This is a genomic window from Herbaspirillum huttiense, from assembly GCF_047300815.1.
In the GTDB taxonomy this organism is placed as follows: Bacteria; Pseudomonadota; Gammaproteobacteria; order Burkholderiales; family Burkholderiaceae_D; genus Herbaspirillum; species Herbaspirillum huttiense_A.
The window spans coordinates 2,707,823-2,720,777 of record NZ_CP178608.1; the positions used below are offsets into that span (position 1 = coordinate 2,707,823).

Below are 12,955 nucleotides of genomic sequence, written 5' to 3' on the forward strand. Positions count from 1 at the left end.
GTTCTGATAAATGTAATTTACAGAACGATCAATGGCAAGCATCATGGTCCCATTCCAATGCATGAGGTTTCTTGTCATGACGACCATTCCTTTCCTGGCCTTCAGTGCCTGGGCCCCGCCGGCGCTGATGCTGGCCGCAGCCCTGGTGCTGGGCCTGTCGCGATTGGCGCCGCCGCGCGTGTGGCGGCTTTTTCATTCACTCTCCCTGCTGGCGCTGCTGCTGGCCTTGATTACGCTCATCGCAGGACGTGACGGCGCACCTTGGCCGGGCGTATTGCATCTGTCCACCCTGGGACTGGTGCTGGCGTTGCTGGTCCAGGCCCTGGGCACGGTGATCGGCAGTTTTTCGGCGCGCTACCTGCAGGGCGAGCAAGGGCAGCGCCAGTATGCCGCTGCGCTGGCGCTGGTGCTGACGGCCGTGCACCTGCTGCTGCTGGCCGACCATTGGGTAGTGCTCATCGCCGCCTGGGCCATCGTCGGACTGGCCCTGCAGCGGCTGCTGTGCTTCTATCCCGAGCGCCCCTTTGCGCGTCTGGCTTCCTACAAGAAAAGCATCGCCGACCGCCTGGCCGATGTCTTGCTCATCGTGGCTGCCACGCTGGCCTGGGTGGAGGTGGGCAGCGGTTCCTTCTCGGCGCTGTGGGCGCATGTGGCGCAACAGGGCATGTCCACCGGCCTCCAGGTCAGCGCACTGTGCCTGACACTGGCGGTGATTCTGCGCACCGCGCTGCTGCCGGTGCACGGCTGGCTGATCCAGGTGATGGAAGCGCCCACGCCGGTGTCGGCCCTGCTGCATGCGGGCGTGGTCAACCTGGGCGGCTTCGTGCTGGTGCGCTTTGCGCCCTTGCTGGAGCAGGCCATCGCAGCGCGCGCCGTGCTGCTCATCGTCAGCGCCGGCACCGTGCTGCTGGCCGGGCTGGTGATGCTGACGCGCATCAGCATCAAGGTCAAGCTGGCCTGGTCGACCGTGGCGCAGATGGGTTTCATGCTGCTGGAATGCGCCGCTGGCCTCTACTTCTTTGCCGCCCTGCACCTGATCGGGCACTCGCTCTACAAGGCGCACGCGTTCCTGTCGGCTTCCTCGGTGGTGCGCGAGACGCGGCTGGCGGCCTTGCACAGCCCGTCCGTACCGACGGCTGCCAGCGTCATCTTCGCGCCCTTGGTCAGCATCGCTGTGGTAGCGGGCCTCCACAGCCTGAGCCTGCATCCGGCCTGGCCGTGGTGGTGGAGCGGCATCCTGGGGCTGGCCTGGGCACCGTTGCTGTGGCGCTCCCAGGCAGCCGGCACCGGCCGCCTGCGCGGCTGGCTGCTGGGATTGCTCGGGGCTGCCGGACTGACCGTGGCGGCGCTGCTGGCCCACCTGCTGCCGCTGCACATTGCCGACGCGCCGCGCAGCGTCTTCGGGGTGACGGCACTGCTGGCGATGCTGGCGCTGTATGTCTGCATGGGCCTGCTGCAACTGGCACCGCACGCCATGGCCGCCTGGCGCCGCCGCAGCTACGCCGGCTTCTACCTGGATGAAGCCTATACCCGCCTGGCGCTGCAATGGTGGCCCTCGAACTGGGCGCCCAGCGCCCGCCGGGCGGCTGCAGAGCAAAACGTGAACAATCTCGCCAGCGATGGCCGTGGACAGGGCTGAGCCCGCCTCACCGGAGAAGAGCATGAATGTATTCGACCAAGACAGCCAAGCGCTCGCCACCGCGCCAGCCGCCTGGAGCGCCGACCTGGAACAGCAGTTGCAGCAGGCCTGCCAGGACGCTTGTGGCGCCATCGCCCCGGCCTGGCCACTGGATCGCGCCATCGCCGTCAACCCGCACTGGTCGCGGGTGGGCATGCCGCTGCGCCAGGTGGCGGCGCGCATGGCGCTGCTGGGCGGGATCCAGGTATTCCCGCCAAAGGAACAACTGCAGCAGGCCTGGGATCAGGGCCGCGTCAGCAAAGCCGATCTGGAGTACGCGCTGGCCCAATCCGTCGAGGCCCAGGAGCGCGGTTTCGACGTTGAGCACTGCCTGGGCGTGCTGGCCTCGGCCACTACGCCGCCGCGACTGCCGCTGCTCATCGACGTGCTGGACAACGATCCGCAGCGCCATACCCGGCTTTCCTGGCGGCAGGCCATCACGCACCAGGTCAGCCAGACTTGCGCTGCCTATTTCGACCAGCACCAGGCCGACTGGCAACCCGAACGCGGCTTGGGCCTGTACGCCTTCTGGCGCGAGACGCTGGAACACGACCACGGCATCGGCCTGTTGATGGGCCTGCCGCACATCGCCGACGGCATCCGGGCGCTGCCGGCCTGTGCCCGCGAGGCCGAGCGCTGGGTGATGCGGCGCATGGACTTGCCGCCCGAGGTGTGGGCCGACTATCTGGAATCGGTGCTGCTGACCGTCAATGGCTGGGCCTCCTGGTGTGCCTACCTGGGCTGGGAAGCGAAACTGGCCGGCCGCAGCGATGAACACCTGCGCGAATTGCTGGCCATCCGCATGGCCTGGGGCGCCTTGCTGCTGGAGTGCAAGGACGACGAGGCCGCCAGCCACGCCTTCCATACCGTGCAGCAGGCCTGGTCACGTTCGCAGGAACGCCTGGAGCAAGCGCGCCAGGACCTGCTGGTTGATGAACTGTGGCAGGCCGCGCTGGAGGCGGGCTACCAGCGCAAGCTGGCGGCAGCCTTGCTGCAGCAGCCCGCCACTGAGGCGACCAAGGTCGAGGTGCAGGCCGCCTTCTGCATCGACGTGCGCAGCGAACCGCTGCGGCGGGCGCTGGAGGCCGTCCATCCCGGCATCCAGACCCTGGGTTTTGCCGGGTTCTTCGGGCTGCCGGTGGCCTATACGCCGCTGGCCACCGAGGCCAGCCGTCCGCAGCTGCCGGGCCTGCTGGCGCCGGCCTACCAGGTACAGGATGTGGTGGCGCCGGCCGGGGCGGCGGCCGATGGCGGCGTGCTGGCTGGTGCCGTGGCACGGGCGCGGCGCAAGACACTGGCCTTCAAGGAACAGTGGCAGGGCAATACGCGCTGGCCGGGCTCGGCGTTTTCCTTCGTGGAAGTGGCCGGTGTCACGGCGCTGGGCGGCTTGTGGCAGTGGCTGAGGCCGGGCCAGGCCGAGCGGGCGCGCGACGACCTGGCGGGATTGCCGGCGCGTTACCGCGAGGTATGCCGGCCGCAACTGGTCGGTGTCCCCCTGGCCGAGAAGGTGGCGCTGGCCGCCCGCGTCCTGCATGCCATGGGGCTGGACCGGCAGGTAGCCCCGCTGGTGTTGCTGGCCGGCCATGGCAGCCAGTCCGCCAACAATGCGCATGCGGCGGCACTGGACTGCGGCGCCTGCTGTGGCCAGACCGGCGAGGTCAATGCCAGGACCCTGGCCCACCTGCTCAATGAAAAAGAGGTGCGGCGCGGCTTGCTGGAACGGCAGGTCTTCATCCCCGAGGACAGCCATTTCCTGGCCGTGCTGCACAACACGACCACCGACGAGATCGAAGCATTCGACCTCGACCTGCTGCCGGCGACCGCCCGTGCGCGCTGGAATGCGCTGCAACCGGTGCTGGCCGAAGCCGGCGACCGCGTGCGGCGCGAGCGCGCGCTGCGCCTGGGGATGGCGCCGGCCCAGGCCGCTCCGGTGCTGTTGAAGCAACTGCGCCGGCGCGCCAATGACGGCGCCGAGACGCGTCCCGAATGGGGCCTGACGGGTAACGCCGCCTTCCTGGTGGCGCCGCGTGCGCGCAGCCGCGGGCTGGACCTGGGCGGACGCTGCTTCCTGCACGACTACGACGCCAGCCAGGACCAGGACGGCAGCGTGCTGGAACTGCTGATGACCGCTCCCATGCTGGTGGCCCACTGGATCAACTGGCAGTACCACGCCTCCACCAGCGACCCGCAGCGCCTGGGCAGCGGCAACAAGCTGCTGCACAACGTGGTGGGCGGCACCATTGGCGTGTTCGAAGGCAATGGCGGCGACCTGCGCATCGGCCTGTCGCGCCAGTCGCTGCATGACGGCCAGCAATGGGTACACGAGCCGCTGCGCCTGACGGTGGTCATCGATGCGCCGGCCGAGGCCATCGATGGCGTCGTGGCGCGCCATGCCATCGTGCGCCAGCTGCTGGAGCACGGCTGGCTGCACCTGTGGCGCTTTGGTGAAGCAGGGCTGGAACAGTGGCGGCGCGAGGGCTGGAAGTCAATCACGCTGTGAAACTTCTGGTATCGTGGTCAAGATGAGTTAGCATAGCTGCCGTTTTACAACCATGATTTACCGGAGAGAGCATGATCCCCATCATTCCAGCCTCCATTGCCAGCCCGGGAGACGACGCCGCGCGCCGCTCCTGCGAGGGCTGCTCGGAGGAGGGCGCGCTGGATATTGAATTCGAGTATGCCTACCAGCCCATCGTGCGCCTGTCCACCCGCTCGGTGTATGCCTATGAGGCGCTGGTGCGCGGGCCGCAGGGCGAGCCTGCGTACACGGTGCTGGCCCAGGTCAATGACACCAACCGCTATCGTTTCGACCAGGCCTGCCGCACCAAGGCAGTAGAGGGCGCAGCGCGCCTGGGCATGACGGAGTTCCTGTCGATCAATTTCCTGCCCAATGCGGTGTATCGGCCGGAAGTCTGTATCCAGAGCACCTTCAAGGCCGCCCGCAAGTATGATTTCCCAATCGAACGCATCATTTTCGAGGTGACCGAAGGCGAACGCGTGGACGACCGTCCGCACCTGGTGAACATCTTCAAGGAATACAGCCGTTTCGGTTTTCGTACCGCCATCGATGACTTCGGCGCCGGCTATGCGGGCCTGAACCTGCTGGCCGAATACCAGCCCGATCTCATCAAGATCGACATGGACCTGGTGCGCAACATCGATACCGACAAGCCGCGCCAGGCCATCGTGGCCGGCATTGCCGCCATCTGCCGCGCGCTGGATATCGAAATCCTGGCCGAGGGCGTGGAGACCCGTGCCGAACGCGATCACCTGAAGGCACTGGGGATCGACCTGATGCAGGGGTACTGGTTTGCCAAGCCGGCTTTCCAGGCCTTGGCCATCGTGCCTGACCAGGCCTGGGACTGATTGGTCGGAAGGAAGCAGCATAAAAGCAAAAAAGCAAAAAAGCGGCGTCCGGAGATGCCGCTTTTTTTACGTCCTGCCAGCCCTTATTCGGGGAAGCGCACCAGCCGCTTGAAATCCTTGGGCGCCTGGTACTGCGCCGCATTCATCTGCATGGCCAGCAGCGTGTAGTAGGCATTGATGCCGGTCAGGTCGACCACGCCCTTCTTGCCGAAGCGTTTTTCGGCGCGGGCAAAGGTGGGGTCGGAGACACGCTTGTTGCGATGCAGTTCGACCGAGAAGTCATAGACGATCTGTTCATCTTCGCTCAGGCCATCCGGACGGCGGCCATCGGCGATGGCGGCGGCCACTTCCGGCTTGATGCCGGCCTTGATGGCGATCGGATAGTGTACGTACCACTCGTAATCCTGGGTCCATTCGCGCGCCGTGATCAGGATCACCAGTTCGCTCAGGGTATTGCCGATGGCAGAGTTGTAACGCAGGTAGTCGCCCATGGAGCGCGCCTGGGTCATCACTTGCGGGCTGTGCATCAAGGGTTCGAAGGGGCCAAACACCGGTACCTTGCGGGCCGCCAGGAATTCCTCGGCCGCTTTTTTCTGTTCAGGGGTGTATTGGTCGGGCGGGATTACCGGCAGGCGGTCCGCAGCCTGGGCCACGGCGGCCGAGAGCAAGGTGGTGGCAAGGGCAATGCGCAGGAATCGTTTCATGAAGGTCTCTGTCTCTGGATGTTGGTCTGGTTATGGTGCCGGCACTGGCGGCCCGCAGGCAGCAGGACGGCGGCTCTAGGATAGGGGAGCGGGGCCGGATTGTCTGCCCATCCATTCACTTGGAAGCGGCTGGATGTGAATGTCATACAACATCGGCACGCTCTTGCCGATTTCGCTCTCTGTACGCGCACATGGTGATTGGAGCCCGGCACGGCTACAATCTGTGCCCAGTCCACCTGCAACGAGATCTTCCTGATGAATTTTCCTGCCGCTCTCCCGTGGCTGGCCATGACGCTGGCACTGGCCGGCTGCGCCACCGAAGCCTATCGCGCAACGGAAAGCCAGTGCGCTCCGGCGGCTTATGCCCAATACCCCATCATCCAGCAGACGCGCATGGAAATGCGCACCCGGCCCATCCAGGTCCCGACCGGGCAGACGCGCTGCAGCTCGGTGGTCAACGGCAATCGGACCGATACGGTCTGCCAGGACATCTTCCGCACCGAGTACCAGCAATATCCCGTCTATGTGACGGTCGACATCAACGAATACGGCCGCAACCAGGTCATCGCCGCCTGTGCCCGTAGCCAGTGCCTGCGCACGCACGGCAATCCGGACTGCGAATGAATCGTCAGGGCGGCAATGCTGCCATCTTCTCGGGCAGCAGGCGCTCCAGCATGGCGCGGTGATAGGGATCCTGGGATTCCACATAGCGCGCCGCCGAGTGAATATTCTTCCATCCGACGTATTCCATCAGGGCGCGCATCTCCCAGCCGTTGGCGCTGGCCCAGCTGGCAAAGCCACGGCGCAGCGAGTGCGCGCTGTAGAGATGGGTATCGGCGATGCCGGCCGAATTCAGGATGCGCCGCAATAGCGGAATGATGCTGGCGGCATTGACGGCTTCGTCGCTGATGCGTCCCCAGCGATCGATACCCCTGATGACCGGACCGTTGCTCAGGCCGCTCACCGCCAGCCAGTCCAGATAGGCCGCCACCGGACACAGCCGCGACAGCGCCGGCGTCTTGTAGGTGCTGCCCTTGAGGCTGCGGTCGGTCTTGGTGCGGGGCAGGTGGATGCGCATGCCTTCACCGGGCACGGCCTCGATACGCTCGATCTCCAGCCGCGCCAGTTCGTCGCTGCGAAAGCCACGCCAGAATCCGATCAACAACAAAGCCTTGTCCCTTGTATGGCGCAGCAGGTCGCCGAAGCGCGCCTGCTGGCGGGCCAGTTCGCGCTGTTGGTCCAGGTGGGCGACGGTTTGCTCCAGGGCTTCCAGTTGCAGCGGCTTGGCCCGCTTTTCCTGGGCGGGATGCAGCTCCTGGATACCGCGCAGCATCTTGCGCACCACCGGCGCCTTGGTCGGATCGGGGAAGCCCTGGTCCACATGCCATTGGCCCAAGGCTGAAATGCGCTGCTTGAGCGTGTTGTGTGCCAGCTGGCCCGCGTGATCGGCAAGATAGCGCACCAGGCTGTCGGCCGTGGCCGGCAGGAAGCCTCCCCATTCCACTTCGAAATGCCGGACCGCTGCACGATAGCTGCGGCGCGTGTTCTCACGCGTGGCGGCGCGGAGGTAGTCGTCGATATCGATCCGGGGCTGGTCGGGAAGCATGGGCTATTACGGGCAAGAAAGGGAGGATTCAGGCGATTTTACCGGATCAGATAGGATAATGATCCAATATCCCATCTTAAAAATCATTATTTATTCCTGAAAATATCTTTTTATATATTACGTAATTACGTATTATGTAATACATCATCAAATAACGGATTCTGACCATGGCACGCACCGGACTTTACAAATCAGAAGTCAAAAAAGCACGCGATTCGCTGCTGGCCATGGGCCGCCACCCTTCGGTGGACGCTGTCCGTGTGGAATTGGGCAACACCGGCTCCAAGACCACCATCCACAAGTACCTGAAGGAACTGGAAGAAGAGGAGGGCGCCCAAGGCCAGCCGCGCGGCATCAGCGATGCCTTGCAGGACCTGGTGGGCCGTCTTGCCGCCCAGTTGCAGGAGGAGGCCGACATCCGGATCAGTGCCGTGCGTGCCGAAGCGGAGGCTGCGACGGGCCGGATGCTGCAGGAGCTGGAGGCCCTCAAGGCTGCCCATGGGGAACAGGGCCTGCGTCTGGATCAGACGCAAAAAGCCCTGATCGCCGAACGTGCCGCCCACGAGAAAACCCGGGACGAGCGCCAGGAACAAAGTGCCATCGCACGCACGCTGGAAGTGAAGCTCAGCGCACTACAGGAGCGCCTCGACGAAAACGAACGCCACCGCCAGTCCCTGGAAGAAAAACACCAGCACGCCCGCGACGCGCTGGAACACTACCGCAGCGCTGCCAAGGACCAGCGCGACCAGGATCAGCGGCGCCACGAACAGCAGCTCCAGGGCTTGCAGGCCGAGCTGCGCCAGTTGCGCCAGGAGGCCGTGATCCGCCAGGAGGACATCACCCGCCTGAACCAGGAAGGCGTGCGCCTGATCGCCGAGTTGTCGCATGCACGCCAGGCGCTGGCCGAGCACCACACGCTGGCAGCTCGCCGCGAACAGCAGCTGGAAGCCTTGCAGCAGGTGGCGTCGGCCAAGCTCGTACTGGAAGCCCAGCTGGCCGCCAGGAATGAGGCGCTGGCGCTGTTGCAATCCCAGGTCAGCAAGGCGCAAGAAGACGCCGCCAGCGCGCGCCAGCAATGGCAGCAAGGTGAACGGGAACTGGCCGCGGTACGCGCCAGGCTGGAAACGCACGAAGCGCTGCTGCAGGAGTGGCGCAGCCGGAACGACGAGAAGCAGCAAAAAATGAACGGAGAAACGGACCAGGAAACACCGGGCACTGCGCAATCCTGAAAGCGGGGCAGGGGAGGCCCCTCTCTTGCCCATGACTACGCGGCCCTGCCCGCCATGCCCACGATGAAGCTTCATGCAAAAAGCGGATATCCAAGCATGTTTTACTTTGTGGCTCTAACTGATCATGTCGCCCACAATCGAGGCTCGCGGCGGCGTTGAAGCAGGATTGCGCGGCCCAGACGGACGACTTCACGATCAGATCATGCCCACCAAAAACTTCACGCACCTCCCCGGATTACCGCAGTTTCAGACTGCCACCATACGCACTGCAAGCGACCCTGACGCCTGTCCTCGCCACAGCACCTTGTGAAGCTTTGCGGCGCTGGCGGGCCAGTTGCCTGGAGCTGCTGCCCCGTCACCCGCGACCTGCGGTGCTCGCGTCCTGAGACGCCGCTTGCGGCCTCAAACCGTACTGAACATTTTTTCCCCATATCACTTGTTTCCGGAGTCCTGCATGCAGCCTTCCCGTCTTTTCCGTCATCTGCTGGTTGTCCTGACCGTACTTTCTGCCCAAGTTGGCGTGGCGCACGCCGCCGACAAGCTGCGCATCGGCGTGGTACCGGGCGCCTATGGCGACTCCATCGCAGTGGCCGCCAAGGAAGCCAAAAACCAGGGCATTGACGTACAAGTCGTCGAATTCACCGACTGGACCACACCCAATGTGGCCGTGGATGCCGGTGACCTGGACCTGAACTACTTCCAGCACCAGCCTTTCCTTGACAACGCCATCCAGAAGAACGGCTACAAGCTGGCCAGCGCCGGTACCGGCATCCTGTCCAACGTCGGCCTGTATTCGCTCAAGCACAAGTCCTTCGCCCAGGTGCCGCAGGGCGGCAAGGTCGGCATCGCCAACGATCCGGTCAACCAGGGGCGCGGCCTGCTGTTGCTGCAGAGCGTGGGGCTGATCAAGCTCAAGCCCAACGTCGGCTACCTGGGCAGCCTCAATGACATCGTCGAGAACCCCAAGAAGCTCACCTTCGTGGAAGTGGAAGGCCCGCAGCTGGTGCGCATCACGCCGGATGTGGACCTGGCCCAGGGCTATCCGCACTTCATCGTGGCGGCCAAGGCCTTCGATCCCTCCAGCGGTCTGGCCTATTCCGGGATCGAGGATGCCCGGTTCGCCATCCAGTTCGTCACCAAGGCCAGCCGCGTGAATGATCCGGTGATCCAGAAATTCATCCGCATCTACCAGAACTCCGAGACCGTCAAGGCCGACATCCACCGCGCCTTCAACAGCGACAAGCGTCTCTACACGCTGGCCTGGCAGAAGCCCTGAACCCGCCGCATCCGTCCCGGAAGGAAACCGCATGGAACTCTCGATCACGGCCAGACAATCCCTGACCGCTCCCAGCCGTCCCGAGGCGGAGCATGATGTTGCCGCGCAGGCCTCGGCTCCCGGGGACCCCTGGCCCGGCAACGGCCCCAAGGGCCGGGTGGCCTTGCGTCAGGTCGGCAAGACCTACCTCTCGTCGGCCGGTCCGGTGCAGGCCTTGCAGGACATCGATCTGGAGATCGCGCCCGGCAGCATCTTCGGCATCATCGGCCGCAGCGGGGCCGGCAAATCCAGCCTGCTGCGCACCATCAACCGGCTGGAGACGCCCACCAGCGGGCGCATCGAAGTCGATGGGGTGGATATCGCCACGCTGGATGATGCGCAACTGGTGCAATTGCGCCGGCGCATCGGCATGATCTTCCAGCATTTCAACCTGCTCTCGGCCAAGACCGTCTTTGACAACATCGCCTTGCCCCTGCGCGTGGCCGGTGTGCCGCGCCAGCAGGTGGAGGGCAGGGTGCGCGAACTGCTGGCCCTGGTCGGCCTGCAGGACAAGGCCGGTACCTATCCGCGCCGCCTCTCCGGTGGCCAGAAGCAGCGTGTGGGCATCGCCCGCGCCCTGGCCAGCGGACCCGAGATCCTGCTCTGCGACGAGGCCACCTCGGCGCTGGACCCGGAAACCACTCACGCCATCCTGCAACTGCTGCGCGACATCAACCGCAAGCTGGGCATCACGGTGATCCTGATCACGCATGAAATGAGCGTCATCCGCGAGATCGCCGACCAGGTGCTGGTGCTGGAACAGGGACGCATCGCCGAACTGGGGCCGGTGTGGCAGGTGTTCGGCAATCCCGCGCACGCAGCCACGCAGGCCTTGCTGGCACCGCTGCAGCAAGGCTTGCCGCCCGAACTGCTGGAAAACCTGCAGGCTACGCCGCCGGCAGGGCCGCATGAGCGCGTCCTGCAACTGCAATACCGCGGCGGGGATGGCCTGGAGCCTGATCTCTTGCGCGTGGCACAGGCACTGGGCGGCAAGACGCGCTTGCTGCAGGCTAGCGTGGAGCGCATCCAGGGCCATACCCACGGGCAGCTCTACATCGCCCTGGCCGACGTCACCGGAACGCCCGACTGGCAGGCCCTGACGCAGGGGCCCGGAGCAGTTGCGCATCACATCAAGGAGTTGGGATATGTCACTCGAACTTAGTCTTTCCATTCCCATCGAGCGCTATGGCAATGCGCTGGTCGATACGCTGCAGATGGTCGGCATCTCGGGCGCACTGGCGCTGGTGGCGGGCATTCCGCTGGCGGTGCTGCTGATCGTGACGGCGCCGGGCGGTTTCCTGGCCTCGCCGCGCGTGCACCGGGTATTGGGGAGCATCATCAATGGTTTTCGCGCTACGCCCTTCATCGTTCTGCTGGTGGCGCTGATTCCGCTCACGCGCCTGGTGGCGGGCACCACCATCGGTGTCTGGGCCGCCATCGTGCCGCTGGCCACCAGCGCCACGCCCTTCTTTGCGCGCATCGTCGAGGTGAGCCTGCGCGAAGTTGATCCCGGTCTGGTCGAAGCAGCGCAGGCGCTGGGCTGCAAGAAATGGGACATCGTGTGGCATGTCTATCTGCCCGAGGCGTTGCCGGGCATCGTGGGGGGATTCACGATCACGCTGGTGGCTCTCATCAGCTCTTCGGCCATGGCCGGTGCCGTGGGCGCGGGTGGGCTGGGGGATCTGGCGATCCGCTATGGCTATCAGCGATTCGATACGCAGGTCATGATGATCGTCATTGCGGTGCTGATTTTGCTGGTGTCGGTGGTGCAGCGCATTGGGGATGGCTACGTACGCTGGTTGCGTGAGCGCTGATGTGGCGCCGGTCACGCCCTGAGGCTTGCTGTTGATGATGCGGGGACCTTGCATGCAAGGTCCCCGTTTTCATTTGTGGCAGTGCCATCTCAGTCAGGCAAGGTCGCCACGATGAACATGCGCTGGAATGGCAGCAGCGTGCTGCCGTCTGCGCTGGGCGGGTAAGCCTGTTGCATGCGGCGCGCATAATCGGTGCGGAAAGCCTGTAATTGCTGGCCTTCCAACTTATCAAGATAGGGACGCAGGCTGCTGCCGCTGGCCCATTCCAGTACCGGGTCCGCACCCGAGAGGATATGCAGGTAGCTCGTCTGCCAGATGTCCAGTGTTGCCACACGAGGGCGTAGCAGGTCGTAATAACGGCCCACTTCCAGGACATTGCGCCGCTCAGACACGTCTGCCAGCACATCGGCATAGGCGGGCGACCTCGCCAGCTCAACCTGCGCGCGCCGCAGTGGCGCGTCGTGCATGACCGGCATCTGCACCGCCAGACAACCGCCAGGATTGAGGAAGGACAGCAGTCGCGGGAACAGCTGCGCATGATCGGGCAGCCACTGCAGGGTCGCATTGGTGTAGATCAGGTCCAGCTTGTGCTCGGGCGCCCAATGATTGAGGTCGGCAGCCATGAACCTGGCCTGCGGCACGTTCAGGCGCGCCTTGTCCAGCATGTCATCGGAGCCATCCACGCCCAGCACCTCGGCCCGGGGCCAGCGCTGCTGCAGGAGTGCGGTCAGGTTGCCGGTGCCGCACCCAAGGTCGAGAACACGCGCTGGATTCTGCGTGGGCAGATGCAACATCAGGTCCAGGGCAGGGCGCAGGCGTTCGCCACCGAAGCGCAGATACTGGCTGACATCCCACTGAACCTGGGCTTGCATGGGGTCTGGAGAGGTTGGCATGGTTTGCTCCTGTGGCGAGCGTTGATTCCGGTTGAGCAGTCTGTCTCTTCTGGATTGCAGATGAGCGGTACCGGCCTGGGTGACCTGTATCCAGGCCATGTCGTCATGTGCATGGACGCGTGCCAGATAGCTTCGCGCGTTGGCTTCTTCCCAGACCGGGAGGCGTGGACAGGAAGTCCGCCAGGCTTCGATCACTTCGCTGTAAGGCCGTCCATCTGCTCCTATCCATTCGAGAAGATCAAGGATGAGCGGTTCGACGGCGTCGCTTGCCGCCGGTTCATCCTGACCTGGCTGCGTGTCCGATAAGGTGATGTTCATGACCTGGCTCCCTCCTGGCTGGCTTGAGGCTT

11 protein-coding genes are annotated in these 12,955 nt (G+C 64.6%); 8 read left to right on the top strand and 3 right to left on the bottom strand.

Features of this window, described 5'->3' with window-relative positions:
• Positions 1–76: 76 nt before the first annotated feature.
• From ACLRDN_RS12595 to ACLRDN_RS12605, 3 genes are all read left to right on the top strand, one after another.
• Entirely contained in the window at positions 77–1,639 is a 1,563-nt protein-coding gene (locus ACLRDN_RS12595; RefSeq protein ID WP_413460304.1) for an NADH-quinone oxidoreductase subunit L, read from the top strand.
• Positions 1,640–1,661: 22 nt separating this feature from the next.
• Positions 1,662–4,178, top strand: coding sequence for a YbcC family protein (locus ACLRDN_RS12600; RefSeq protein ID WP_413460305.1), 2,517 nt, complete (start codon positions 1,662–1,664; stop codon positions 4,176–4,178).
• 71 nt (positions 4,179–4,249) lie between these two features.
• Positions 4,250–5,044 carry an EAL domain-containing protein gene (locus ACLRDN_RS12605; RefSeq protein WP_413460306.1) on the top strand — a complete coding sequence of 265 codons (795 nt, stop codon included), beginning with the start codon at positions 4,250–4,252 and terminating at the stop codon, positions 5,042–5,044.
• A gap of 83 nt (positions 5,045–5,127) precedes the next feature.
• Here ACLRDN_RS12605 and ACLRDN_RS12610 read toward each other — a convergent pair whose 3' ends face one another.
• Positions 5,128–5,748 carry a carboxymuconolactone decarboxylase family protein gene (locus tag ACLRDN_RS12610; protein ID WP_413460307.1) on the bottom strand — a complete coding sequence of 207 codons (621 nt, stop codon included), beginning with the start codon at positions 5,746–5,748 and terminating at the stop codon, positions 5,128–5,130.
• Positions 5,749–6,003: 255 nt separating this feature from the next.
• Between ACLRDN_RS12610 and ACLRDN_RS12615 the strand changes: the two genes are divergently transcribed.
• Entirely contained in the window at positions 6,004–6,372 is a 369-nt protein-coding gene (locus ACLRDN_RS12615) for a hypothetical protein (RefSeq protein WP_413460308.1), read from the top strand.
• Between the two features lie 4 nt (positions 6,373–6,376).
• Here the strand turns inward: ACLRDN_RS12615 and ACLRDN_RS12620 are convergent, their stop codons facing one another.
• On the bottom strand, positions 6,377–7,354 hold the full coding sequence (locus ACLRDN_RS12620) for a site-specific integrase (protein ID WP_413460309.1): 978 nt from the start codon (positions 7,352–7,354) through the stop codon (positions 6,377–6,379).
• Between the two features lie 167 nt (positions 7,355–7,521).
• Here ACLRDN_RS12620 and ACLRDN_RS12625 point away from each other — a divergent pair, with 167 nt between their 5' ends.
• The 4 genes from ACLRDN_RS12625 (at position 7,522) to ACLRDN_RS12640 (ending at position 11,712) form a co-directional block, all read left to right on the top strand.
• Positions 7,522–8,583, top strand: a complete 1,062-nt coding sequence (locus ACLRDN_RS12625) for a DNA-binding protein (RefSeq protein ID WP_413460310.1) — start codon at positions 7,522–7,524, stop codon at positions 8,581–8,583.
• Between the two features lie 454 nt (positions 8,584–9,037).
• On the top strand, positions 9,038–9,859 hold the full coding sequence (locus ACLRDN_RS12630; protein ID WP_413460311.1) for a MetQ/NlpA family ABC transporter substrate-binding protein: 822 nt from the start codon (positions 9,038–9,040) through the stop codon (positions 9,857–9,859).
• Positions 9,860–9,890: 31 nt separating this feature from the next.
• Positions 9,891–11,060: a methionine ABC transporter ATP-binding protein gene (locus ACLRDN_RS12635; RefSeq protein WP_413460312.1), complete on the top strand. Its 1,170-nt coding sequence runs from the start codon at positions 9,891–9,893 to the stop codon at positions 11,058–11,060.
• Positions 11,044–11,712: a methionine ABC transporter permease gene (locus tag ACLRDN_RS12640; RefSeq protein WP_413460313.1), complete on the top strand. Its 669-nt coding sequence runs from the start codon at positions 11,044–11,046 to the stop codon at positions 11,710–11,712. The genes ACLRDN_RS12635 and ACLRDN_RS12640 overlap by 17 nt, the downstream gene beginning before the upstream one ends.
• Positions 11,713–11,801: 89 nt before the next feature.
• Here the strand turns inward: ACLRDN_RS12640 and ACLRDN_RS12645 are convergent, their stop codons facing one another.
• Positions 11,802–12,923 carry a methyltransferase domain-containing protein gene (locus tag ACLRDN_RS12645; protein WP_413460314.1) on the bottom strand — a complete coding sequence of 374 codons (1,122 nt, stop codon included), beginning with the start codon at positions 12,921–12,923 and terminating at the stop codon, positions 11,802–11,804.
• Between the last annotated feature and the right edge of the window lie 32 nt (positions 12,924–12,955).